At 43.5% G+C, this 24,891-nt stretch carries 26 protein-coding genes and 1 pseudogene; 21 read left to right on the forward strand and 6 right to left on the reverse strand.

What is annotated here, in order from left to right; translation table 11 throughout:
- The first annotated feature begins 366 nt into the window (after positions 1 to 366).
- Positions 367 to 996 carry an endonuclease III gene (gene nth, locus FZ952_RS03560; protein ID WP_148880634.1) on the forward strand — a complete coding sequence of 210 codons (630 nt, stop codon included), beginning with the start codon at positions 367 to 369 and terminating at the stop codon, positions 994 to 996.
- A 25-nt stretch (positions 997 to 1,021) separates the two neighbouring features.
- On the opposite strand, the gene FZ952_RS03565 is transcribed toward nth, so the two are convergent.
- From FZ952_RS03565 to FZ952_RS03590, 4 genes are all read right to left on the reverse strand, one after another.
- The gene (locus FZ952_RS03565) at positions 1,022 to 1,615 is read right to left on the reverse strand and encodes a helix-turn-helix domain-containing protein (RefSeq protein ID WP_148880635.1); all 594 of its coding nucleotides are present in this window, start codon (positions 1,613 to 1,615) and stop codon (positions 1,022 to 1,024) included.
- A gap of 170 nt (positions 1,616 to 1,785) precedes the next feature.
- Positions 1,786 to 2,172, reverse strand: a complete 387-nt coding sequence (locus FZ952_RS03580) for a bleomycin resistance protein (protein WP_148880637.1) — start codon at positions 2,170 to 2,172, stop codon at positions 1,786 to 1,788.
- A gap of 11 nt (positions 2,173 to 2,183) precedes the next feature.
- Complete coding sequence (locus FZ952_RS03585; protein WP_148880638.1) at positions 2,184 to 3,011, reverse strand: exodeoxyribonuclease III; 828 nt, start codon at positions 3,009 to 3,011, stop codon at positions 2,184 to 2,186.
- A gap of 84 nt (positions 3,012 to 3,095) precedes the next feature.
- Positions 3,096 to 3,767 carry a methyltransferase family protein gene (locus tag FZ952_RS03590; protein WP_148880639.1) on the reverse strand — a complete coding sequence of 224 codons (672 nt, stop codon included), beginning with the start codon at positions 3,765 to 3,767 and terminating at the stop codon, positions 3,096 to 3,098.
- A gap of 259 nt (positions 3,768 to 4,026) precedes the next feature.
- On the opposite strand from FZ952_RS03590, the pseudogene FZ952_RS03595 reads away from it, so the two are divergent.
- The 4 genes and pseudogenes from FZ952_RS03595 to FZ952_RS03605 all read left to right on the forward strand — a co-directional run.
- Positions 4,027 to 4,113 (forward strand): annotated as a pseudogene (locus FZ952_RS03595) (DUF421 domain-containing protein); the annotation flags it as partial.
- A 90-nt stretch (positions 4,114 to 4,203) separates the two neighbouring features.
- A complete protein-coding gene (gene metG / locus FZ952_RS03600) occupies positions 4,204 to 6,201 on the forward strand; it encodes a methionine--tRNA ligase (protein WP_148880640.1) in 1,998 nt (665 codons plus the stop codon).
- Between the two features lie 169 nt (positions 6,202 to 6,370).
- Positions 6,371 to 6,505 carry a hypothetical protein gene (locus FZ952_RS11725; RefSeq protein WP_262366323.1) on the forward strand — a complete coding sequence of 45 codons (135 nt, stop codon included), beginning with the start codon at positions 6,371 to 6,373 and terminating at the stop codon, positions 6,503 to 6,505.
- A 4-nt stretch (positions 6,506 to 6,509) separates the two neighbouring features.
- On the forward strand, positions 6,510 to 7,166 hold the full coding sequence (locus FZ952_RS03605; protein ID WP_148880641.1) for a DUF4230 domain-containing protein: 657 nt from the start codon (positions 6,510 to 6,512) through the stop codon (positions 7,164 to 7,166).
- Between the two features lie 112 nt (positions 7,167 to 7,278).
- On the opposite strand, the gene FZ952_RS03610 is transcribed toward FZ952_RS03605, so the two are convergent.
- Positions 7,279 to 8,484 carry a DUF2974 domain-containing protein gene (locus tag FZ952_RS03610; protein ID WP_148880642.1) on the reverse strand — a complete coding sequence of 402 codons (1,206 nt, stop codon included), beginning with the start codon at positions 8,482 to 8,484 and terminating at the stop codon, positions 7,279 to 7,281.
- Between the two features lie 118 nt (positions 8,485 to 8,602).
- A complete protein-coding gene (locus FZ952_RS03615; RefSeq protein ID WP_148880643.1) occupies positions 8,603 to 9,862 on the reverse strand; it encodes an NRAMP family divalent metal transporter in 1,260 nt (419 codons plus the stop codon).
- A gap of 205 nt (positions 9,863 to 10,067) precedes the next feature.
- Between FZ952_RS03615 and FZ952_RS03620 the strand changes: the two genes are divergently transcribed.
- The 16 genes from FZ952_RS03620 (at position 10,068) to FZ952_RS03695 (ending at position 24,887) form a co-directional block, all read left to right on the forward strand.
- Positions 10,068 to 10,754, forward strand: coding sequence for a response regulator transcription factor (locus FZ952_RS03620; protein WP_037615348.1), 687 nt, complete (start codon positions 10,068 to 10,070; stop codon positions 10,752 to 10,754).
- Positions 10,738 to 11,718 (forward strand): sensor histidine kinase, encoded by a 981-nt coding sequence (locus FZ952_RS03625; protein WP_148880644.1) that lies wholly within the window; start codon positions 10,738 to 10,740, stop codon positions 11,716 to 11,718. The genes FZ952_RS03620 and FZ952_RS03625 overlap by 17 nt, the downstream gene beginning before the upstream one ends.
- A gap of 111 nt (positions 11,719 to 11,829) precedes the next feature.
- Positions 11,830 to 12,588, forward strand: coding sequence for a TraX family protein (locus FZ952_RS03630; protein ID WP_148880645.1), 759 nt, complete (start codon positions 11,830 to 11,832; stop codon positions 12,586 to 12,588).
- 83 nt (positions 12,589 to 12,671) lie between these two features.
- Positions 12,672 to 13,451, forward strand: a complete 780-nt coding sequence (locus FZ952_RS03635) for an ABC transporter ATP-binding protein (RefSeq protein WP_148880703.1) — start codon at positions 12,672 to 12,674, stop codon at positions 13,449 to 13,451.
- Positions 13,432 to 15,432, forward strand: a complete 2,001-nt coding sequence (locus FZ952_RS03640) for an ABC transporter permease (protein ID WP_148880646.1) — start codon at positions 13,432 to 13,434, stop codon at positions 15,430 to 15,432. Before FZ952_RS03635 ends, FZ952_RS03640 begins: the two co-directional genes overlap by 20 nt.
- A 149-nt stretch (positions 15,433 to 15,581) precedes the next feature.
- On the forward strand, positions 15,582 to 16,448 hold the full coding sequence (locus FZ952_RS03645; protein WP_148880647.1) for an ATP-binding cassette domain-containing protein: 867 nt from the start codon (positions 15,582 to 15,584) through the stop codon (positions 16,446 to 16,448).
- Entirely contained in the window at positions 16,449 to 17,312 is an 864-nt protein-coding gene (locus FZ952_RS03650; protein WP_148880648.1) for an ABC transporter permease, read from the forward strand.
- Between the two features lie 20 nt (positions 17,313 to 17,332).
- A complete protein-coding gene (locus FZ952_RS03655) occupies positions 17,333 to 17,788 on the forward strand; it encodes a LytTR family DNA-binding domain-containing protein (protein ID WP_062200560.1) in 456 nt (151 codons plus the stop codon).
- 10 nt (positions 17,789 to 17,798) lie between these two features.
- Positions 17,799 to 18,200 (forward strand): DUF3021 domain-containing protein, encoded by a 402-nt coding sequence (locus FZ952_RS03660; RefSeq protein ID WP_148880649.1) that lies wholly within the window; start codon positions 17,799 to 17,801, stop codon positions 18,198 to 18,200.
- A gap of 186 nt (positions 18,201 to 18,386) precedes the next feature.
- Entirely contained in the window at positions 18,387 to 18,953 is a 567-nt protein-coding gene (locus tag FZ952_RS03665; protein WP_148880650.1) for a TetR/AcrR family transcriptional regulator, read from the forward strand.
- Positions 18,954 to 19,130: 177 nt separating this feature from the next.
- Positions 19,131 to 19,478, forward strand: coding sequence for a hypothetical protein (locus FZ952_RS03670; protein WP_187423862.1), 348 nt, complete (start codon positions 19,131 to 19,133; stop codon positions 19,476 to 19,478).
- 9 nt (positions 19,479 to 19,487) lie between these two features.
- The gene (locus tag FZ952_RS03675) at positions 19,488 to 19,853 is read left to right on the forward strand and encodes a class Ib ribonucleoside-diphosphate reductase assembly flavoprotein NrdI (RefSeq protein WP_148880651.1); all 366 of its coding nucleotides are present in this window, start codon (positions 19,488 to 19,490) and stop codon (positions 19,851 to 19,853) included.
- 176 nt (positions 19,854 to 20,029) lie between these two features.
- A complete protein-coding gene (locus tag FZ952_RS11730) occupies positions 20,030 to 20,161 on the forward strand; it encodes a hypothetical protein (protein ID WP_262366324.1) in 132 nt (43 codons plus the stop codon).
- A 444-nt stretch (positions 20,162 to 20,605) separates the two neighbouring features.
- Positions 20,606 to 21,373 carry an ABC transporter ATP-binding protein gene (locus FZ952_RS03685; RefSeq protein ID WP_148880652.1) on the forward strand — a complete coding sequence of 256 codons (768 nt, stop codon included), beginning with the start codon at positions 20,606 to 20,608 and terminating at the stop codon, positions 21,371 to 21,373.
- Positions 21,366 to 23,354: an ABC transporter permease gene (locus FZ952_RS03690; protein ID WP_148880653.1), complete on the forward strand. Its 1,989-nt coding sequence runs from the start codon at positions 21,366 to 21,368 to the stop codon at positions 23,352 to 23,354. Before FZ952_RS03685 ends, FZ952_RS03690 begins: the two co-directional genes overlap by 8 nt.
- Before the next feature lie 132 nt (positions 23,355 to 23,486).
- A complete protein-coding gene (locus FZ952_RS03695; protein ID WP_148880654.1) occupies positions 23,487 to 24,887 on the forward strand; it encodes an amino acid permease in 1,401 nt (466 codons plus the stop codon).
- The last annotated feature ends 4 nt before the right edge of the window (positions 24,888 to 24,891 follow it).

Genomic DNA, 24,891 nt, shown 5'->3' on the forward strand with positions numbered 1-24,891 from the left:
GCAGTGAGGGCATTTAGGTGCGGGATAATCTAGCTTAGCGAGGATTTCTTTATGAGTCCCCGAGTCCTTGTAATCTAGAATGATGATATTTTTGTCTTTAATTTCGAGTAGGTTTGTGATAAAATTTCTTGTTTCATATGAGTCTTTCTAATGATGGTTTCGTTGCTTTTCATTATAGGTCTTATGGGACTTTTTTTCTACAACAAAATAGGCTCCATAATCCCTGCGGTGGATTTACCCACTACAGAAATTATAGAGCCAAATTGTAAAGAAAACCGAGGTAGCTCGGTTTTTTGAGTTGTCTGGCTTGGGTCGCATCGGCTTTCATGATATACTGTTAGTATCCTAATCTTAGAAAGTAATACTATGGTTTTATCAAAAAAACGGGCTCGCCATGTGATTGAGGAAATTATTGCTCTTTTCCCTGATGCCAAGCCCAGTCTGGATTTTCGTAATCACTTTGAGCTTTTGGTAGCGGTCATGCTATCGGCTCAGACGACGGATGCTGCGGTCAATAAGGCGACGCCAGCTCTGTTTGAGGCTTATCCGACCCCGCAGGATATGGCTGTGGCGGGTGAAGCAGACATTGCTAAATACATCTCCCGTCTTGGGCTCTATCGCAACAAGGCCAAGTTTTTGAAGAAATGTGCCCAGCAGCTTTTGGATGATTTTGATGGCCGAGTGCCGCAAACGCGAGCTGAGTTGGAAAGTCTGGTAGGTGTCGGTCGCAAGACGGCTAATGTGGTCATGAGTGTTGGCTTTGGCATCCCAGCCTTTGCTGTCGATACCCATGTGGAGCGCATCTGTAAGCACCATGATATTGTCAAAAAGTCAGCAACGCCGCTAGAGGTCGAAAAACGAGTCATGGAGGTGCTTCCGCCCGAGCGCTGGCTGCCGGCTCATCAGGCCATGATTTACTTTGGCCGTGCCATCTGCCATCCTAAAAATCCCGAGTGCGAACACTATCCGCAACTCTATAACTTTAAAGATAGTTAAAAAGCGAGGTCTGATGACTTCGCTTTTATTTGATAGGGAAGAAAGTAAATAAGCCCCAGTAAAACAGCAGAGCAATAGTGCCAATTCCAAGGCCAAATAGAACAGGAAGGATGATTCTTTGGTAGGGAGCTTTACCCCTTTCTTCGGCTTCTTCAATCTCGCTCAGACTGCGTCCTTGATCATAGGCGACAATCTGGCGATAGGTACGAAGATTATGCGTTTTCTTGAATTTCTCAATGCGTAGAGCGTAGAACATCGCGATAGCAAAAATCAAGCAACTAATAGCGATGCCGTACCAATCCAAATAAAGAATTAGGGGAATGCTGATGATAGGACTGCCAATTAGCAGCAAGCTAAAGACCACTCCATCTTTTTGATAGCGCATAAATTCTTGGTCGTGAATAATTTGTTTCATAGTTTCCAGATCTCCTTTTACTAGTTTGTCCAACGACACTTCAAAGACCTTGCTCAGTAAGAGCAGATTTTGAATATCAGGGTAGGTCGCGCCGCGTTCCCAGTTGGAAATGGATTGACGGCTGACAAAGATTATTTCAACTAAATCATCTTGAGATAAATTTTTCTCTTTACGATAGTGCTGGATTTGTTTTCCGACTTGCATAGGATTTCCTCGCTTTCTGATTTCATTCTACTCAATTTTACTAAAAATGGCTATCAAAGTTCTTTGACATGCTGATTTCATGGGCTTTAGCAAAGGTTTTTGTCGCTGGATTTACGGGTCTGTCAATTCATATTTACCTATTGAAAAAGGGGCCAGCAGCCTCCTTTTTCTTATTCACTAAATCTTAAAAAATAACCATCTGGATCCAAAATCGCAAATTCATGAGGATAGATAAAGCTATTCCCTACGCGAAATTCTCTTTTCGTTAGCGGACGATGGATGGGATAGTCAGCTTCCAGCAGTTTTTGGTGGAGCTGTGGGACATTCTCGATACCAAAGGAAATATTGACGCCGCGCCCGAAAGGATAGGTCAGCTGAGCCAATGCTTCTGCGCTGCCTTCTTCTAACATGAGCTGGCAGTCTTCAAGTGAGAGGAAGAGAAATTTCTCCTCTGGACGCTCATATTCGACAGAGAATCCCAACAAGTCGCAGTAGAAGCAGCGCGACTGTTCGATGTCAGATACCATAAATTCAGGAATGACAGCTTGATAGTCCATTCGTTTTCTCCTTAGAGCTCAATCTCCATGACAATGGGTGTGTGGTCTTGACGTGCACCGGAATCAATCATATTAGACTTGGTTACCTTGTCAGCTACACGGTTGCTGGTCAGCCAGTAGTCGATTCTCCAGCCTGTGTTGTTGATTTTAGAAGTCTTGCTGCGCTGCGCCCACCAAGTGTATTGGTTAGGAATATCGCCGTGCAAGTGACGGAAGGTGTCGGTAAAGCCTTTGGCTAGCAGGTTGGTGAAGCCAGCGCGCTCTTCATCGGTAAATCCTGGTGAACGGCGGTTGCTGGCTGGATTGGCCAAGTCGATTTCCTTATGGGCCACATTATAGTCACCAGTTGCAAGTACTGGTTTTTGTTCATCTAGTGTTGCCAAGTATTCAGCGTATTTGGCATCCCAGACTTGACGGTCATCCAAGCGTTTGAGGCCATCGCCAGCATTAGGCGTATAGACCTGAGTGACGAAGAAGCTGTCAAACTCCAGTGTAATAATGCGACCTTCGACATCCATAGTCGACGGAGCACCGATTTCTGGGAAGGTTACGATTGGAGTCAGTTCATTTTTGTAAAGGAACATGGTTCCTGCATAGCCTTTGCGGGCTGGCTCTTTGGACGAACGCCAAGTATTTTCGTAATCTGGGAAGAGGTCTGTCAAGATTTCCAAGTGCTTTTTAGTCGGACCTTTAGCAGATAACTTTGTTTCCTGAATGGCGATAATATCCGCCTTTTCTGCCTGAAGCGTCTGAAGAACAGCCTGAGAGAGCTGAGCGCGTGCAGAATCACTGGTCAGGGCAGCGTTGAGGGAGTCAATATTCCAAGAGATGAGTTTCATAAGGGTACCTTTTCTAGACTTATTTTTTTCTATTTTACCAAAAAAAGCCTAAGCAGGCGAGTTTTGGGTTTGTCATTTTCTTTGTTACCATAGGAAGGGAATGATTTTTGTAGTGACTTGATTTTTGTATTCTTGATAGCCTTCTAGATTCTTTTCTAAGAAAGCCTCTTCTCCTTTTATGCGCTGGTTGATAATAGGAAGATAAAGAAGCATGACAAGGAAAGCTAAAAGTGAACCTAAAATGAGCGGAATGCTCAGAAACAGGCCAAGGGTCGCTAGATACATAGGATGTCTGACAATTCCGTAAAGCCCAGTTGAAATGACGTTTTGCTGGTCTTGAACATCAATAATTCTAAATAAATGGTTATTTTCTCGCAGAACTTCAGCATAGAGGAGATAGGATGCTAGAAAAATGAAACTTGCACACCATGTGATTAGGCTGGGGACTTGAAACCAAGAGAAACGATAGTCTAAACCAGCTAAGATAAAGGTAGCAAGAAAGAGTAAAGCACTCAAAAAAATGATCTGCTTTTGTTCCTTTTCTTTCTCTTTCATTTCCAGTCTTTTTCTGAGGAGGTCAGGTTTATAAAGGAACAGAAGGATTCCAATCAAGAGCATTGGTAGAAAGACCAATCCCACGAGAAGCCAGCCCTTCCAAAAGTCTAAACTTCCTGCTGGTATAAAAATGAGCAAAATCAAAAACATAAGACCAGACAGGTATTTTAGAATAACTTGGCTAATAAGATGTGTTTTCATTTTTAGCCCTCCTTTGCTCCATTATACTAAAAATCTGTGTAAAAATTCACTCGGAAGGCATCGATTGCTAAAAATTATTTGCAAAAATTCACTCGAAGAGCATCAAATACAAAAATTTATTTGTAAAAATTAGTTAGAAAGGCACAAGTTCCATAGGTTTACTTGTGAACGATTTGTAGAATGGTAATAATTCAAAAGATTTATAGATAAAAAGGACGTCGAAAGGCGTGACTTCCCATAAATTATTGTAAAAAAGTCCGTCGAGAGACTGACTAAAAGCGGTTATCCTGACATTTCTAATATCTTTATCGCAGAATACGAAAGCGGCATTTTATTTATGTTTACTATAGGTGACTATCTTTTCGCAAACCCCGTGAAATATGATATAATGAGGTGTTATCAAAAAAGGTTTCATTAGCCGTGAAAGGATTAAAAAATGACTGAAAAACAATCGTTTTATATTACAACCCCTATCTACTATCCGAGCGGTAAACTCCACATCGGGTCTGCCTATACGACCATCGCCTGCGACGTTCTAGCTCGCTACAAGCGTCTCATGGGCTACGATGTTTTCTATCTGACCGGTCTGGATGAGCATGGACAGAAGATTCAGGCTAAGGCAGAGGAAGCTGGTATCAGTCCGCAAGCTTATGTCGATGGTATGGCAGTTGGGGTCAAGGAACTCTGGCAGCTCTTGGCTATTTCCTATGATAAATTTATCCGGACAACTGATGACTACCACGAAAAGGTTGTAGCCGATGTCTTTGAAAAACTCTTGGCCCAAGATGATATCTACTTGGGTGAATATTCAGGCTGGTATTCTGTATCTGATGAGGAATTCTTTACTGAAAGCCAGCTGGCAGAAGTCTTTCGTGATGAAAATGGGAAAGTAACCGGCGGAATTGCGCCGTCTGGACATGAAGTGGAATGGGTATCAGAGGAGTCTTACTTCCTTCGTCTGAGCAAGTACCAAGACCGCTTGGTAGAATTCTTCAAATCACAGCCCGACTTCATCACTCCTGACGGTCGTCTCAATGAAATGCTGAGAAACTTCATTGAGCCAGGCTTGGAAGACTTGGCCGTATCTCGGACGACCTTTACCTGGGGCGTTCCAGTGCCATCAAATCCTAAACACGTTGTCTATGTTTGGATTGATGCCCTGCTCAACTATGCGACAGCCCTTGGCTATGGTCAGGAAGACCATGCTAACTACGATAAATTCTGGAATGGCACAGTCTTCCACATGGTGGGCAAGGACATTCTGCGTTTCCACTCTATCTACTGGCCAATCCTGCTCATGATGCTGGATATTAAGCTGCCCGACCGCTTGATTGCTCACGGTTGGTTTGTCATGAAAGATGGCAAGATGTCTAAGTCTAAGGGCAATGTGGTCTATCCTGAAATGCTGGTCAAACGCTATGGCTTGGATGCCCTGCGCTATTACCTCATGCGCAGTCTTCCAGTCGGCTCAGACGGAACATTCACACCTGAGGACTATGTTGGCCGCATCAACTATGAGTTAGCTAATGACCTAGGAAACCTCCTCAACCGTACTGTTTCCATGATTAACAAGTACTTTGATGGGCAAGTCCCAGCTTATGAAGAAAATGTGACAGAATTCGATGGAGCTCTGGCTCAGGTGGCAGCTGAATCAATCACTGACTACTACAAACACATGGATGCAGTGGACTACCCACGCGCGCTGGAAGCAGTCTGGACGCTCATCTCCCGAACTAATAAATACATTGATGAAACCGCTCCTTGGGTTCTGGCCAAGGATGAAACCAAGGTCAAAGAACTAGCTGCAGTCATGAGTCACTTGGCAGCTAGCCTTCGTGTTGTGGCGCACTTGATTGAGCCTTTCATGATGGAAACCAGCAAGGCTGTCCTCAGTCAACTGGGCTTGCCTCAAGCAGTTTCGTTGGAAAACCTAGCAATTGACCATCTCCCAGCAGGTCTGACAGTGGTAGAAAAAGGAACGCCAATCTTCCCACGTCTGGATATGGAGGAAGAAATTGCCTATATCAAAGAACAAATGGAAGGCAACAAACCTGCGGTTGAAAAAGAATGGAATCCAGAAGAAGTCGAGCTTAAACTTAACCGCAAGGAAATCAAGTTTGACGACTTTGATAAGGTAGAAATCCGTGTCGCAGAGGTCAAAGAAGTTTCTAAGATTGAAGGCTCTGACAAGCTGCTTCAGTTCCGCTTGGATGCAGGAGACGGCGAAGACCGCCAAATCCTCTCTGGTATTGCCAAATACTATCCAAATGAGCAAGAACTGGTCGGTAAAAAAGTCCAAATCGTAGCCAATCTCAAACCGCGCAAAATGATGGGCCGCATTAGCCAAGGTATGATTCTATCAGCCGAGCACGGCGACCAACTGACTCTCCTTACCGTGGACGAGAAAGTGCCAAATGGAAGTTTGATTGGGTAACGAATGTTATTTAGAACAATTTCTATAATAGGAAATGTCGATTAACAAACCAACCTAATAAGTAATGAATCCCGGCAAGATGCTGGGATTTTTTGTGAATAATTTTTTAAAAACACTTGACAATTCATATATATATAATACCTAATGAAAAGATTTTAGGAGTTATATTATGAAAATAGTAAAAATTGCATCACTTGTTTTGTTGTTGCTTTTAATTGTCCTTCTTTTTCCGCTGAATCCTTATTTAGCCGCTTTTCTGGCTCTGGCTAGTCTTGGTGCAGCATTTTTAATTCGGAGGAAATAGGATAATGAAAATAGTTAAGAATTTCATAAGAAAAGTTTTGGGAGCTAAGATTTACGTTTGGATTGTGGTAGCCATTCTCGCTATCTTTTTTGTTGTTGCAAAAACGTATAATATTATTGGGTACTTCCAAGGGAAAAATGCTTCAAATGAACAGACCCAAGTCTATACTCGAATCACTCACTTGGAACAAGTTAACGAAAGTGTCTTTTTAAATGTTGGAATTCAAAAAGTTGAAACGATTGAGAAAGATAAAAAAATACCTGGTACCAATATCAGTATTCCACTCTCTGTTAAGAAAGCAATTATCATTCTCAATTATACGGCTAAATTTGGAATTAAAGAAGGAGTCAAGGTTAGGAAAATCGCTGAGCATGAATATGAGCTAACGATACCTAAATATCAAGTCATAGGAGTTAAGGTTCCAGATAATCCCAAAGATCGATATAAACTATATGATACGAGTGGACAGTTGTTGAGCGGTTCAACAGAAAATATTGATACGGGAGAGCATGTTAGTAAAGAGCTCAGCAATAAAGAACAAGAAGAATATCTTAAACAATATAAAAATCTCATCACAGAATCAGCCGAGCAATATTATAGAGCGATTGTGACTGGTATTGACCCAGAAGCTAAAGTAACATTTAAAAATGTGAATGAATAAATCAATCTCATAATTTTATAATTATTTCTAATATATAAAAATCAGGAACAGTATGAATACTATTCCTGATTTTCTTTTAGATTAGAGAGTTGCCAAGTGCTGTACATATAGCTTATTGATCATTGGGTTCACCTGTTTGAGCGGGATCATTACTTGTGAAAGGAAGATTCTTAGTGAATTCGGATAGATTTTCCTTGACCTCTTGAACAAGTTTGCTAGGATTCAGCAGGTTCATGTCGTCCTTCCAAGACTGGTAGCGCATGTCTACCAGTAGTTTGGCAAGCCGCGTCAGCATTTCCCGCTCAGGGTCTGTGAGGGCATTGGCATTTTCAAAAACAGTCAGGATTTTGTTGACATTTTCAAGTTTGGCTAGATCATTGATGGAGGTGATGCCAGCATCTAGGATTAGGCCAAAAAAGAGATCGAAAAAGTCTTTTAATTCCTCATCAGAAACGCTGTCAACCCAGTTTTTCAGAGTTTTATCTACTTGAAGGCTATCTGGATTGAGGTTGTCCAGTAGGACAAAAGTCTGGTCACTAATCTGCCAAGTGAAGGTATCGTGCTGGGCCAGACCGCCGATAGCTGTACTTTTGACAATCTGAGCCTGCTTGGGCGTTTCGAGCATCATTCCGACGATAGAGCCCTGCGGAATGTAGCGCTTTATCTTGTCTGAAATAGTCTGGTAGCCTTGACTGGTGATGACCGAGTGATTCAGTCCGGGAGCATCATAGCTGTAAATACTCTGAATTCGCTCTTGATATTCTGGCTCGATCTGACTAGCAGCGTAGGAAGCTAGATTGCCTCCTTTCGAGTGGCCCGTCAGAATGAACTGACCAGCTAGAGCATCCATGGCCTTTCTTAGATAGTTGACCGCCGTTTTTTGAGCTGGGACCTGATCCATATAGGTCATGTGGAAGTCCTCTTTCCAGCCAATAATGGAATCGTCGGTTCCGCGGAAGGTTAGAACATAGCTATCAGGCTTGATTTTGAAAATCATAGCTGCAAACTGCTTTTGAACATCAGGATCAATATCATTGACATAGCCCATGAGCTTGATATTTTTGAAGCGGGTTGAGCTAGCTACCTTTTCTAAAAGTTTCAGCCGATTTTTAGTCACTAACATGGACAAATCTTGGGGCATCTTTTCAGCAGCTTCAAACAAGCGGTAAGTACAATCAGGGGATATCTGATCAGATACAATCTGGTCAAAAGGCAGATAAGTTATTTCCGTCAGCATCAGCATATCCAGTTCATTAAAGGGGATGTCGTAGATACTGTCGTAAGCTACTTGGTCTAGGTAATCAAAAATTATTCCCATATCGTTCTCCATATTCTATCTTCTTACAGTATAGCATAAGTGGGGCTAGTTGTCAGAAAGGGAAAAAGAAAAGAGCGGAAACCTGAAGATATTCTTCAGTATTTCCAGCTCTTTTGATCTAGTAAGCTTTACCGATGAGGATGGCGTAGATAAAGAATAAAGCGAAGCCAAAGAGGAAGATCAAACCAAGGATGGAAAGACCTTTTAGCCATTTACCCAGATGTTTATTCTCGCTCGTAACGAGGAGATAGTTTAGGAGGGCAAAAAATGGAGTCGTCAGGAAGGAAGCAATCATGGCAAAACGAAGCATGAGGGCCACACTACCTTGGAAGAAGTAGATGATAATGCCACCGATAATGGCTGTAGCTGTCATCCAGATATGTAGAGTTTTCTGAGAAGTCTTCTCTTCATTGAGAAGGAGGCGTAGGGATTCAGCGTTTACACGAGAATAGCCATCAATAACGGTAATAACGGTACCGAAGATACAGAGAAAGGCAATGAAAGTAATCAGAATCCGTGTCCAATCACCAAGGACAGATGCGTACATCCCAACGAATTGCTGGATGTAGGCAGCGCCAGCATCTTGAACTGGTTGACCAGTTGGATACTGGACGAGAGCTCCCATAGCGACGAAGAAGATGGCCAGAATGGCCGTACCGATATAGCCAACGTTAAAGTCAAAAAGTCCGTCCGTGACAGAGATATTGACAGATTTTCCTTTCTCAGCAGTCCAGAGGGAGTTGATTGCTGAAATCTCGATTGGAGCTGGCATCCAGCCCATCAGAGAAACGATGAAAGGTAAGGCAGCCATCTGCCAAGGTGTCTTTTCAACGAAGTCTACTCCGTACTCAGGATGCTTGATAATAGCAACGATGACCGCAATTACGGTTGCAAAGGTTAGAGCGGACATGATCCATTTAGCAAGGCCATCTAGGAACTTGTAGCCACCAAAGAGTAGCATTGCCCAGATCAGGATGATAAGGATCAGAGACCATTGAGTAATACTGAGTCCAAGGGCATTTGGAAAGGCGCTGGCGATAATGGCAGCACAGAGAATCCCGACCCCTGCTGTATTGACCAAGGCGGAGAATACATTTAAAACGAAGAAGATGCCTAAGTAGACTTTTCCTTTTTGGGCATAGCCTTCAACCAAGCTGTGACCAGTTTCTAAGGTATACTCAGCACCGAAGCGAAAGAAGGGATATTTGAAGAGGTTGGCCAAGATGACCAGTCCCATCAAAGCCCAGCCATACTTGGCGCCTGCTTGGGCAGAGGAAACAATGTGAGAGCCACCAACAGCAGCAGAGGCCATGAGGATCCCAGGACCTAGGGCTTTTAGTTTAGACTGCCAGGTAGATGTCTGAGTTTGTTCTAGCATAATAATCTCCTTATTATAAAAAATGAATTTTCAGACAATTCTGAATGTAGTGTTATTTTATCTTTTTACTCTACTTTTGTCAACACTTCTTGAATGATTTCTTGAAATTTTCTGAAAACAAAATGAATTTCAAACTAAAAAAGTCTCTGTGATTTAAGGGAGAATTTGATATAATAGCAGTAAGAAAAATGAGTGAGGAAATGGAATGCACAAGATTTTACTGGTCGAGGATGATGCGGTCATCCGTCAAATGATCAAAAAAATGCTGGAGCAGTGGGGCTATCAGGTTGTGGCGATTGAAGACTTCATGCAGGTTTTGACGACCTTTGTCAAGGAGGAGCCCCAGCTGGTGCTGATGGATATTGGCCTGCCCCTCTTTAACGGCTACCATTGGTGCCAGGAAATTCGGAAGATTTCGACGGTGCCGATTATGTTTCTGTCTTCGCGCGACCAGTCTATGGATATCGTCATGGCCATCAATATGGGGGCAGATGACTATGTGACCAAGCCTTTTGATAATAATGTTTTTCTGGCCAAGGTTCAAGGGCTGCTGCGACGTTCGTATGAGTTTGGAACGGATCAAAGCCTTTTGGAATATCAGGGCGTGATTTTAAATCTTAAATCCATGGATTTGGTCTATGAGGGCGAGCTTGTGACGCTGACCAAGAATGAATTTCAGATCTTGCGGGTGCTTTTTGAGCATTCTGGCAGCATTGTGGCGCGTGATGATTTGATGAAGGAGCTCTGGAACAGCGATTTCTTTATCGATGACAATACCTTGTCCGTCAATGTTGCCCGCCTGCGCAAGAAGCTGGAGGAGCACGGCCTGAAGCATTTTATTGAGACGAAAAAAGGAATAGGGTATGGTTTAACCAATGGACATGCAGGATAAAATTTTCTTTTTGAAGCATCATCTCTACTCCCGTCGCTTCATTTTGTCGCTCTTGCTGATTGTATTTTCGATTATGGGGATGTTTGCCTTTATTTTCGAAGACGGACGCAGTCTGCTAGAGTATCAGTTGCTCTTAGCTGTTCTCCTCGCTAGCTTTTTCTTGGGAATGGATATAGCTAGCGCCTATAAGGAATACCGCAACCAGCTCTTTTATGCCTCAGGTCGGCCTCAGACAGCCTTAGAGGCTCTCCTTTTTGAGAAACTGGCTCTTTTGGAAATGGATAAGAAGAACCGTGCGATTGAGGAGAGGGAGAAGTTAAATGACTTGATGGACTATTATACGCTCTGGGCTCATCAGATCAAGACGCCTATTGCGGCTAGTTCATTGCTGGTCGGAGAGATTGAGGACAAGAAGGTCAAGAACCAGCTGGAGCAAGAGCTTTTCAAGATCGAGTCCTATGTCAATATCGTCTTGCAGTATCTTCGTTTGGAGAGTTTCCACGAGGATTTGGTCTTGAAAAAGGAAAATATTGAAGACTTGGTCAAGGAGATTGTCAAGAAGTATGCGATTTTCTTTATCCAAAAGGGCTTGAGCCTCAATCTGCGTGATCTGGACCGAACCATCATCACAGATAGGAAGTGGTTCGTCGTTATTTTGGAGCAAGTGCTGTCGAACAGTCTGAAATACACCAGTCAAGGCGGGATTGAGATTTATTTTCAGGAGGATACGCTTTATATCAAAGACAGCGGTCTGGGCATTCAAGATGCGGATTTACTACGCGTTTTCGAGCGAGGTTTTTCGGGCTATAATGGTCGCCTGACCCAGCAGTCGTCTGGCTTAGGACTTTATCTGTCCAAGAAAATCGCAGATGAGCTGGGGCACCAGATTAGCATCGCTTCGCAGGTCGGACAGGGAACGACTGTCATGATTCGCTTTTCAGAAAAGAAAATGATATTTGAATAGGGCATTCTTACAAGTTTGTAAGATTGGCAAGTGAAATTGAAAGGTTAGGTTATGGTACCGACCTTTCTTTTTTTGTAAGATAGATGTATAAAGAAGACAAGGAGATACGAAATGAAAACAAGAGGATTAAATGCTTTCCAACTCAAGCTCTTCATGGCCTTTCTCATGGTTTTTGATCATATTTACAAGATTCCAGGACTCTTGCCGACAGGCTGGGATGGAATTTTCCACCTGCTGACCCGTTGCGTAGGCGCTTGGTTTGCTTTTAGCGCAGTAGAAGGATTTCTACATACGCGCAACCGTGTTGCTTATAATGCACGCCTGTTTATCTGGGCGGCTATCATGCAGCTGGGCAATACCATCTTGACGCTGTTGTTCCAAGGCAAGGGAATTTATCTTGGCAACAATATTTTTCTTACTCTGGCCTGTGGCCTTCTGGTGCTCAATCTTGTATTTGGCTTTTCAAAAAATAGGCAAGCTCCTAGGGATGAGAAGCGCTATTTGCGGCTTGGTGGGGCGGTATTGGTTGGTTTAGCAGGAGTCGTTTTGACAGAAGGTGGGATGACCATCATTCCCTTTATGCTGCTTAGCTATATCTTCCGCAATCAGCCTGTACTCAGAACTCTTTCTTACATTGTCTTGGCCTTTCTGCTCTTTTGTCTGAGCATTGAAATCTACCCAACCATGGGAGCCACCATTTCGATGATGCTATACAATTCAGACTGGGCCTTTATTACCGTCTTGCCCTTCCTCCATCTCTACAATGGCGAGCGAGGCTATAATGGCAAGTGGGGCAAGTACTTCTTCTATATCTTTTACCCAGCCCATCTCTGGCTCATCGCACTGATTGCTTATCTGGTGCAGAGATAGACAGGCAGCTTAGTCACAAAGGGATAAAATATGGCAATAGACAAGTATCTGTATTAAAATAATAATAGAAAAAGGAGATCATGATGACATTATTAGACGTACAACACGTGAAAAAGATTTATAAAACCCGCTTTCAGGGTAGTCAAGTAGAGGCGCTAAAGGACATTCACTTTACAGTGGAGAAAGGCGAATATGTCGCCATCATGGGGGAGTCAGGCTCTGGGAAATCCACCTTGCTCAACATCCTAGCCATGCTGGACAAGCCGACCGAAGGCCGTGTTTTCCTTAATGGAACTGACACGGCAACCATCAAAAACAGCCAGGCTTCCAGCTTCCGCCGGGAGAAATTAGGCTTTGTCTTTCAGGATTTCAACCTGCTGGACACCCTATCGGTCAAGGATAATATCCTCCTGCCTCTGGTACTCTCTCGTCGTCCCATTACCGAGATGATGCAAAAGCTGGTTACAACCTGCAATGAGCTGGGGATTAACAAGCTGCAAGAGAAGTTTCCTTATGAGATTTCCGGTGGCCAGAAGCAGCGGGTGGCAGTAGCCCGCGCCATTATCACTGAGCCTGAGATTTTGCTGGCGGACGAGCCGACGGGAGCCTTGGATTCTAAGTCTTCGGCTGCTCTCTTGGATGTCTTTGACGACATCAATGCCCGCGGTCAGACCATTCTCATGGTAACCCACTCGACGGCAGCGGCTAGCCGCGCCAAGCGGGTGCTCTTTATCAAGGATGGGATTCTCTATAATCAAATTTTCCGTGGCGACAAGACCGAGCGGCAGATGTTCCAAGAGATTTCCGATACTCTGACAGTTATGGCAAGTGAGGTGGGCAATTATGTTCAAACTAACGAGTAAACTAGCTTTGTCAAATCTGGTTAAAAATCGCAGTTTGTATTATCCATTTGCTTTGGCGACGGTACTGGCAACAGCGATTTTGTATAGTTTTGTCTCACTGGCTCACAGTCCAAATATGGAGACCTCTTATGGTGGTACAGCAGCTCGCATGACCCTGCAGTTTGGCATCCGAGTCATTCAGATTGCAGTGCTCATTCTCATTACTTATGCTAATAGCTTTGTCATGAAGAACCGCTCACGGGAGCTCGGTGTTTATAGCGTGCTGGGGATGGAAAAGCGCCATCTACTACTCATGACCTTCTTTGAACTCTGTGTCTTTTATCTGGGTACGGTCGGTCTGGGGGTCTTGTCTGGCTTAGCTTTGGACAAGATGCTCTACGCAGTCCTTTTGAAATTGATGGGAATGCCTGCCGTTATTGCCTCGACTTTCCAATGGCAGAATGTTTGGATGACTCTAATCAGTCTAGGTATTGCTTTTGCGGTGATTTTGTTGCTTAACTCTACGCGTCTTCTACGCTATAGCTCTCTTAACCTAATGAAAGAAAAGAAAGCAGGCGAGAAGAAGGGACGCTTCCTTTGGGTGCAAACCTTGCTGGGGCTCCTGCTCATGGGTGTGGCTTATTATATGGCTTTGACCGTTACCAAACCTGTCGCTGCTATCGGCAATTTCTTTATAGCTGTAATCATGGTTATCCTAGCAACCTATCTGCTTTTTAATGCAGGTTCGATTACACTATTGCAATTTCTCAAAAAGCGCAAAGGCTACTACTACAAAACGCAGAATTTCATTTCTGTTTCCAATCTCATCTCGCGGATGCGTAAAAATGCAGTAGGATTGGCAACTATTTCCATCTTGTCCACCATGCTGCTAGTGACTCTGGTTGGCACAATCAATATCTATGTTGGAGGTCAGGATTATATTACCACCTTGCATCCAAAGGATTATAATGTCAGCGTCGTCTTGCCGAAATCGACTGATCAGAAGGAAGCACTGTTGGACAAGGTCCAGCAAGTCGCTCAGGAAACAGGTCTGAAGAAGCCAAACTATACTGCCTATCTTTACCAATCATCCTTCATCATGAAACTGGCTGGAAATGATATCACTGTTCCAATGCAAAGCGAGCTGGAGTCGGATTCAAGTATCTTGACCAAGTCTGCTGGTACGATTACGGTCATCAATCGTGAGGATTATGAAAAAATGACTGGGGAAAAGATAGACTTGGCAGACGATGAAACTCTTGTCTATGGCAAAAATGTTTCCTTAAATAAGGACCAGCCTCTCCGAGTGAATGGTAAGGACTGGAAGATTAAGCAGCTTTTACCGTCAAATTTCACGCATGGGAAAATCCCTAATCCAAACGATGTGGCCATGGAGCAGGGGCTCTATATGGTGGTCAATGATAGCAAAGAGGTTAATCTTGATGTGGATCATTACTACTACATTGGAGTTGCTTCAGAGACTAAAGGAAGTAAAAAGTTTGTCGAGCAAGTCCAGCTGGCGTTGAGAGATACTTTGGATCAGGACCAAGCTCAAGATGGTAGCTACGCAATGGCCAGTGACCGTCATAGCGCAGAAAAGAGCTATCAGGAACTTACTGGAACCTTGCTCTTCATCGGTGTCTTCCTCTCCGTTATCTTCCTCCTAGGAGCTGTTCTTGTGATTTACTATAAGCAAATCTCTGAGGGCTATGAAGACCGTGATGGCTTTATTATCTTACAAAAAGTTGGTTTAGATGAAAAGCAGACTAGAAGTACCATTCGCAAGCAGATTTTGACTGTTTTCTTCCTACCTCTCATCTTTGCTTTTCTACATATAGCAGCAGTTTTTCATATGCTGCGCTTGATTGTTGCCCTATTGGGTGTGACCAATCTTCATCTCTTAATCCAGACAACACTTGCAACTTGCGGCGTCTTCCTCCTGACTTATATTTTAGTATTCTTACTAACTTCCCGCAGTTACCGCAAGATTGTCGCCCGCTAAGAGCAAATCCCTGACCCTTGGTCGGGGATTTTTTGGTGGCTGGATTTTTACCTCTCATCTCCCTCATTTTACCGCTTATCCAAAAAGATGAGATTTTTCAAAAAAGACTTGCTATCATAGTCTCAGAAGTTAAGATAGGAGAAAAGATTATGTTAGTAGAAACGAAAAATCTAAGCAAGGTTTATGGAGACAAGGTGGCTGTCAATGGTCTCGATATTCAGATTGAGAGAGGCAGCTTTACGGCTATTCTAGGACCAAATGGCGCAGGAAAATCCACAATCATTCAGATGCTGATAGGGCTCTTGCATCCGACATCAGGACAAATCATTTATGCAGAACAAACCAAGCTGGGTGTGGTTTTTCAAAACAGTGTACTGGATGCCAATTTGACGGTGATTGAAAATCTACAAATCCGTGCCAAGCAGTACAAACAGGTGGAAGCAGGTAAGATTGAGCAGTTGATCAAGCAACTGGGGCTGACTAGTTTTGCCAAACAGCGCTATGGGACACTCTCTAGCGGACAAAAGCGACGGGTAGACATTGCACGTGCGCTGCTCAATAGCCCCGACTTGCTTTTTCTGGATGAGCCGACGACAGGCTTGGATATCCAGACTAGAGAAAGCATCTGGAAGCTGCTCAAAGACTTGCAGCAGAAGGAAAAGATGACCGTAGTCTTGACTACCCACTATCTCAATGAAGCCGATGACGCAGACAAGATTTATATCGTAGATCATGGTCAAGTCATCGCTCAAGGCTCTGCCGACCAGATCAAGGAGCGCTATGCCCGCAATGTTTTACGAATTCTGGTCCCAGATTCAGAGGACTTGAAGGCTGCTTTGCCGACTAGCTGTGAATGGGAGCAAGGCAAGGAAAATGAGTTTTTCTTTTATCCTGAGACGACGAAGGAAGCATTGGCTTTGCTGAGCCAGATTGGCTCCTATATCGAACAATTTGAATTCCAACCCGGAACGATGGATGATGCCTTTATGGCTCTGACAGGAAGAGAGGTACGTTAAATGTTAATGTTGATCAAACGAAATTTTTTACTTTATTTCCGCAATCACAGCGGGGTAATCTTATCTCTCTTTGGAGCCATTATTCCCTTTGTTTTATATCTGGTCTTTCTAAAGGACAACATGAAAGGCTCTTGGTCAGAAAGTAGCCATGCTAAAGAGTTGCTCGACTTCTGGTTGATTAGCGGAACACTAGCTGTCACCGCCTTGACAACTACCCTAGCAGCTTTTTCGCAACAGACCGAAGACCAAGAAAGAAAGGTGACTGCCGACCTCTTTATCACAGATTTGGGGCAATGGGGTTTGCAGTTTAGCTACTTAATCAGTGCCTTTGTGATTGGCTTTGTCATGCAAGTCTTCATGTTTGCTGTCATGCTGACCTACTTTATCCTAGCGGACAAGATTTCCTTTGACAGGGCGCTTCTTCCTCAGCTGGTCTGCCTCATGCTGCTCAATAGCTTGCTGGCTAGTCTCCTCAATGCGCTGGTTGTTCCTTGTTTCAAATCGATGAATTCCTTGGGGCAATACGCAACGGTCATCGGTGCTGCCTCTGGTTTTCTAGTGGGAACCTATATTCCGATTGGGACTCTGCCCAGCCTGGCTCAAAATCTCATGAAACTGACTCCCTCAACCTACATGGCTTCTCTCTTCAGACAAGTCCTGATGAAGGATTCTCTGACTGAAGTTTTTGCGGACCAGAGTCAGCTCCAGCAAGAATTTGAGAAGCTCCTAGGTATCCGTATCGAATGGCAAAAGCTCTTGACAAGCCAAGAAACATACTATATAGTTGGAGTAGTGCTCACGGCAGCAGTCCTGTTATGGCTAGGTCAAAATTGGCTGCTGAATCGACGGATGAGCTTCAAGTAAATAAAGTAGGAGGCTTAGGTTTGCAGACAAGATTTGAAGAAGATGCTCAGATTTCCTCCCAAGACCCGCTGGTGGTCGTGAGAGCGGATCAGCTAGCTGGCGAGGCCAAGACCGTCCTAGACTATCTGGAACACTATAAGGCTGGTCCAAGTGGTGTCCTGCCTATTAAGTCGGATGATAAGCTGGTCATGCTCAAGACGGAGGACATTATCCTGGCCGATATTAATCAGACAACCCTGATGATTTACAGTACCGAGGGCGTTTATACAACGACAGAAACGCTGACTCGTTTTCAAAATCGTCTCAATAGTCGCAATTTCATCCAAGTATCGCGTCATGCAGTCATTAACATCGATCATCTGGAATCCTTGTCGGATAGCTTTTCGGGCAATATGACTGCCAAGCTAACCAATCAGCTCAAAACCGATGTCAGTCGCCGCTATGTCAAGCTGCTTATGGACTATTTGGGAATTTAGGAGAAAAATTATGACCTTTAAAAAAATTCTTATCGGTATGCAGGATGGTCTGAGAACAGGTAGCTTGGTCTTTCTGCTGGTAGGCCTGCTCTCAGGAAAAACATTTTTGCTGACTCCCAGCTCTATTCTCAGTGTCCTCCTTGTCAGCGCCTTGATTGGAGTAGCGAGCTATATCCTTGATGCGACAGATCGCTTTCCCTTCCTTTTCCTACTTTTCTGCCACTTTGTAGTGACAGCGACCATCGTTTGTCTGGCTGTGATCTGCAATGGCTGGGGAAATATGCTTTTCGGCTGGTTCTTCTGGCTAAACTTTGTTTTGATTTACCTCTTGGTTTGGTTTCTTATCTCCGTCGATTCGATGATCAAAACCAAGAAAATCAACGAAGCCTTGAAAAATCGTAGAAAACACTAATGTATCCAAGACGCAAGCAAGTTTTATCAAGAACTTGTTTGTTTTTTTTTATTTAACAAAGGAGCTATTATATCAAACTGCCGTTTTCCTTTCAAAGTACGATTTTGACCGTTCTTGACAAAGATTTTTAAAGTGTTATAATTTGAATGAATATAAAATTTAATTCATTCACAAAAGGAGAAGGTCATGGACAAAAAAGCTGAATTATTGGCTGAGGCTAGGCAGGTGTTTGCTGAGAAAGGCTATAAAAAGACGAATATTTCAGATATTACCAAGCGTGCCGGCATGGCTGTTGGCTCCTTTTATAAGTACTATGAGTCCAAGGAAGCTATTTTTTTAGAGGTTTATGTAGCGGAGAATAACCGCATACGTGAGGAAACCATGCAGCGTGTGGATTGGCAGGGTGAGCCAGAGGCAGTCGTTGAACAGCTCTTTGCAGTCACTTTTGAGTTGATTTCACCTAACAAAATTTTGGCGGAGTGGAGCAAGCCGGGCATTTCTCAGATCTTGCACGACTACTATAATCAAGATGCTGGCCGTGCAGCCAATGCCTTTCATCAGTTTCTGATTCAGACTTTCAGCCAGCGCTTGCAAGAGAAGGGCTTTTCACAGGAGGGAGTCGCCCAAATCATGAAGGCTTACGATTTGATCTACTACATTGACATGCATGTGACAGAGCAGGATTTTCCAGGCTATTTTGAGAGTATCGAGACCTTGGTGAAATATTTTTTAAAGGGAATTTTTGCTAAATAAGAATTTCCTTTTCTTGGAAGACGATATGAATGAATATATAAAAACATTCATTCAATAAAGGAGGTGGATTTGTGTGATATAGAGTCTTGGGTGGAAGTGAATTGGAAAAAATATTTTTTTGAGAAGTTGTGAATGAATATCATAATCCATTCATTCAAATGAGAAAGTGAGGAAATAATGATGAAACAAGGTGGAATGCTGTTGAGTGGAAGGGCTATTTTGGGGCTTTGCCTAGTTGTGATTGGTCTGTTGACCCTTGGTTATGGTGGGGTGAAATTTGGCTTTGGTCTAAGTTTGGGCTTTCAGTCTTTTTTGATTGGTGGTCTTATTTGTATCTTGGTTGGATTGCTTGTGATGCCAGGTGTGGCGGTAGCTATCAAGCTGGTGGTCTTGGCTTTGACGGTGATTAATATCTTGCTCGATATTCACAGTATGTCTGATTTGGAATTTCTCTTGCAACTGATGTCGGATGTGGCTGTTATAGGCTTTGCTACTTTTCTGGCATTGATTTTTTTGAGAAAGTAGGTAGAGGAAATGATTGTAGTTTACGATTCAGTAACGGGTGTTGGGAAGCACTTTGCCGAATCGCTGGGCTATCCGACACAAACCATCAAGGAAAAGTTGGAAGAACCCTGTATTCTCATTACGCGAAATGCTGGTGCTGGGAAAATTCCTTGGTCAAGCAAACGCTTCATCAAGAAACATTCAAGCCTGATTAAAGGTTTTGTCAATAATGGAGATTCGGTTAAGCATGGTCGGACCTTCTGCGGGGCGACAGCTTTGATTATCGAAAAATATGGGCTGTCGCACATCTGCGATCTTGACCGAGGTGGTAAGGAAGCGGACATCAAACTTGTGCAGGAATATCTGGCTAAACTCCAAGAGCGATTATTTATATGATAAATCTATAGGAAAAGGATGGGTGGTGATCACTCATCCTTTTAAGATGACAAAAATGTAAGTTTAAATCCCGAAATGAAAGGTTATTCGATGGTAGTGGGACGGGGAATTTTATATCATATAGGTGTAAGGAAAAACAAATCAAAAATCAATATCCAAATCAAAGGAGGCACACTATGAAAACAAATCTCTTTAGCCACAAACAACACACTCCAAAGGCTCAGAAGATTTCCAAGGAGGAAATCGAAAAAACTAGACTGGGCTGTGCATCAAGCCAGTATTATTTCTGGTTGCAATATAGTCATTAAGAAGTAGATGCAGTGAAGGGGCTGGGATGAGAGTGGGACAGAAATCGGTAATTCGTTAGAATTCGATTTCGTCGTCCCACCTCCGCACAGTTGAGTAGGGCTGTAAAAGCTTATGAAATCAGCGTAGTAGAGCCCACTCAACCACTGCGTCTTGCTCGACAATCCAAAGACGATTGAGAGGCTAGGACTTTTGTCCCAGCCTCGTCCCACCACCTTTTTGCCCAAATGGAACTGAAAGTTTAGGGGAAAGAGAGGCAAACTTGCAAAGTAGCTCAAGTCATACAGCCATCTTCCCTTAGTGAAAATCAAGTTTTTACATAACTTGAAGATAGCTAAGTGACAAAAATGTAAGATAAGAGTTTAAAATGAAAGATTAGCTTATGGAAACTTGTCGATCTTTTCGGTATGATAATAGTATCAAGTAATGAAAAAGAGGTTCAAGTAATGACATTATTAGATGTACAGCACGTGAAAAAGATTTATAAAACCCGCTTTCAGGGCAGCCAAGTAGAAGCGCTGAAAGACATTCACTTTACGGTAGAAAAAGGCGAATATGTCGCCATCATGGGGGAGTCGGGCTCTGGGAAATCCACCCTGCTCAATATCCTAGCCATGCTGGACAAGCCAACTGAGGGCCGCGTCTTTCTCAACGGAACTGACACAGCAACCATCAGAAACAGCCAGGCTTCCAGCTTCCGCCGGGAGAAATTAGGCTTTGTCTTTCAGGATTTCAACCTGCTGGATACCCTGTCGGTCAAGGATAATATTCTCCTGCCTCTGGTCCTCTCTCGTCGTCCCATTACCGAGATGATGCAAAAGCTGGTTACGACCTGCAACGAGCTGGGGATTAACAAACTCCAAGAGAAGTTCCCTTATGAAATTTCTGGTGGTCAGAAGCAACGGGTGGCAGTAGCCCGCGCCATTATCACTGAGCCTGAGATTCTGCTGGCGGATGAACCAACAGGAGCCTTGGATTCCAAGTCTTCGGCTGCTCTTTTGGATGTCTTTGACGATATCAATGACCGCGGCCAGACCATTCTCATGGTAACCCACTCGACTTCAGCTGCCAGTCGGGCCAAGCGGGTGCTCTTTATCAAGGATGGGATTCTTTATAATCAAATCTTCCGCGGTGACAAGACCGAGCGGCAGATGTTCCAAGAAATTTCCGATACGCTGACGGTCATGGCAAGTGAGGTGGCAGCTCATGCTTAGATTAACCAGTAAGCTTGCGCTTTCTAACTTAGTCAAAAATCGTAAGCTTTATTATCCTTTCGCACTGGCGACCTGTCTATCCATCGCCATCTCCTATATCTTTTTCTCCCTGACTTTTAATCCCAATTTAGTAAAAATGACCGGAGCAAGTGCTATTTCCATGGTTCTTTCTCTAGGGATGGTTATTGTCAGTATCACGACTAGCATTATCGTTTTTTATGCCAATAGCTTTGTTTTCAAGAATCGCTCCAAAGAACTGGGCCTTTACAGTGTGCTAGGGCTCAATAAATTCCACCTCTTTGTCATGGTGGTAATTGAATTACTGGTATTTGGTTTGGTTACCCTTCTCCTTGGTTTGGGACTTGGGCTCTTATTTGACAAGCTAATTTATGCCCTTTTGCTGAAAATCATGGGGGTTAAAGTTGTGCTGGTTTCGACTTTCCAGCCCTCTGTAGTCGTTTCCGTTGCTGTTTTTTATGCCTTTGTCTTTTTCTGCTTGATGATTAGCAATGGTTTGAGACTGAGAAAACTAGATGCTCTTCAATTGATCAAAGAAAAGAATAGCGGAGAAAAGAAAAGTCGCTTTTTATTCTTGCAAACTGTGCTTGGACTCGCAACATTGGCATTTGGCTACTTTCTTGCGCTAGGAGTTACCAATCCTTTATCAGCGATTTTTACATTCTTTGTCGCGGTACTCTTTGTGATTCTGGGGACCTATCTGCTCTTTAATGCGGGAATTACAGTCTTTCTGCAGTTTTTGAAAAAAAGGAAGTCCTATTACTATCAACCTAATAACATGATTTCCGTTTCCAACCTGATTTTCCGCATGAAGAAAAATGCGGTGGGGCTGGCAACGATTGCGATCCTATCAACCATGGTCTTGGTGACCTTATCTGGTGGAGCCAATATCTATGCTGGTGGGGACTACATGCAAAAAGCCTTGTTTCCTCATGATATGAGTATTCAAGGAAAAGGAGTCACGGGTGAGCAGATGGAGCAAGTGCTGACAGAGTTTGCGAATGAGCAGCAGTTGCCAGTCACGAAGAAAGTCGTCTATCAATATTATACGATGGGAGTGAAAAGTCGCGTCGGAAACCAGCTTGATATTTTTGCTGCCGATCAGAGATTTGTCACGCCGAATACTTACATTCTAGCTGTTTCAGAAGCGGATTATCAGAGTATGACGGGGAAAAATCTGAATCTTGGGGATGACGAAGCGGCGCTCTTCCAGCAAGGCGTGAAACTGGATTCCCAGCAAGACTTGCAGCTTGCTGGCCAGACCTTTAAAATCAAAGAAGAGCTCAAAGAAGACTTTATCTTTGGTCATTTGCCAGATCAGATGAACATGATTATCCCAGAGAAAATCTACATGGTCCTTAAAAATCCAAGTCAAGTATTCTCTACACTGATGGACAAATATGCTGTGAACCTTGATTATTATGGTGGTCTCAATCTAGATTTACCAGCAGAAGAACAGCGCAAGCTGAAGGATGCCTATCAAGAAAAGTTGCATCAGTTTAATCTGACCTTGACGGAAAATCAAGCGGTTTATGGTTCGGTGACAGCCTTTGAGAAACAAGAAATCAAAGGAATGCTGGGTGGTATGTTCTTTATCGGGATTTTCCTTTCAATCGTCTTCATGCTGGGAACCATTCTCATCATCTACTACAAGCAGATTTCAGAAGGTTACGAGGATCGGGATCGCTTTGTGATTTTACAAAAAGTCGGTCTGGATGAAAAGCAAATCAGACAAACCATTCGGAAGCAGATTTTGATTGTTTTCTTCCTGCCGCTGGCCTTTGCCTTTATCCATCTGACTTTTGCTTATCACATGCTGAGCTTAATCTTGTCCGCCCTAGGAGTGCTTAATGCAACACTCATGCTGACGGTCACGCTAGGCGTTTGTGCGGTCTTCTTTATCAGCTATGTGATTGTCTTTATGATTACTTCCCGCAGTTATCACACTATTGTTTCTATATAAGAAGTTGGGTTTTCCCAGCTTCTTATTTTGCTGTTTTTTTCTAGGTGGCAGCAAGGCTGGATAGAAAACGGGCTTTTCTAAATCCAGCAATCTATGATATAATAAACCATCTATACTTTTGCGAGGATTAAAATGAATATTTTTCGAAAAAAAGATGCCAGTAAAGACCGGACAGGTATGCGGCAGCATCTGAAGCTGGTAGATTTAATTCTTTTGGGAATTGGTGCCATGGTCGGTACAGGCATTTTCACTGTTACGGGAATCGGCGCAGCGACGTATGCGGGTCCAGCTTTGATTGTATCTATCGTGATTTCTGCCCTGTGTGTCAGTATTTGTGCTCTATTTTATGCGGAGTTTGCTTCGCGGGTTCCGGCTAATGGCGGAGCCTATAGCTATATCTACGCTGTTTTAGGAGAATTTCCGGCTTGGATGGCCGGCTGGCTGACTATCATGGAATTTATGACAGCTGTATCTGGTGTCGCTTCTGGCTGGGCCTCCTATCTAAAGGGACTGCTTAGTAGTTTTGGTCTTCAGTTGCCAACAGCCTTAAATGGAACTTTTGATCCACAGATGGGAACATACATTGATATTTTACCTATTTTGGTTGTGTTTTTTGTTACAGGAGTTGTACTTTTAAACTCAAAAGCAGCCCTGCGCTTCAACTCTGCCTTGGTAGTCCTCAAATTCTCAGCTTTGGCCCTATTTATCCTCGTTGGGCTCTTTCATCTACGACCTGAGAATTGGTCCGACTTTGCTCCGTTCGGCTTTGGCCAGATCTATGGCGGGCAGACGGGGATTATGGCAGGAGCTTCTCTGATGTTCTTTGCTTTTCTGGGCTTTGAGTCGATTTCTATGTCCGTGGACGAGATTAAAGAGCCACAAAAAAATGTACCGCGTGGAATCGTCCTGTCCCTTAGTATCGTCACCATTCTCTATATTTTGGTAACCTTGGTCTTGACTGGACTGGTACATTACACCAAGCTTAATGTTCCAGATGCAGTAGCCTTTTCACTTCGTAGTATTGGGCTGGATTGGGCGGCCAATTATGTTTCCATCGTGGCTATTTTGACCCTGATAACTGTCTGCATTACCATGACTTATGCCTTGTCTCGGATGATTTACAGTGTGGCGCGTGATGGTTTGTTACCTAAGTCCTTTAAAAAATTAACTGCAACGAGCAGAGTGCCCCAAAACGCAACCATCTTGGTGGGAGTGGTGGCGGCTATCTGTGCCGGAATCTTCCCTCTGGCTAGCATCGCCTCCTTCCTCAATATCTGTACATTAGCTTACCTGATTATGCTGGCCTTTGCCATTTTGAAGTTGCGGAAGGAAAAGGGACAGCCCAAGGCAGGAGAATTTAAAACTCCGCTTGTACCTCTGACACCGATTTTGTCCATTGTCATCTGCCTTTCCTTTATGACTCAGTACACTTGGGACACTTGGCTGGCCTTTGGCATTGCCCTGTTCTTGGGAATTCTGATTTACTTCGGTTACGGTTATCGCCATTCGGAAATAGAAGCGAGAGAAAAATAAAATA

This window comes from Streptococcus sp. Marseille-P7376, assembly GCF_902460385.1.
Classification (GTDB): domain Bacteria; phylum Bacillota; class Bacilli; order Lactobacillales; family Streptococcaceae; genus Streptococcus; species Streptococcus sinensis.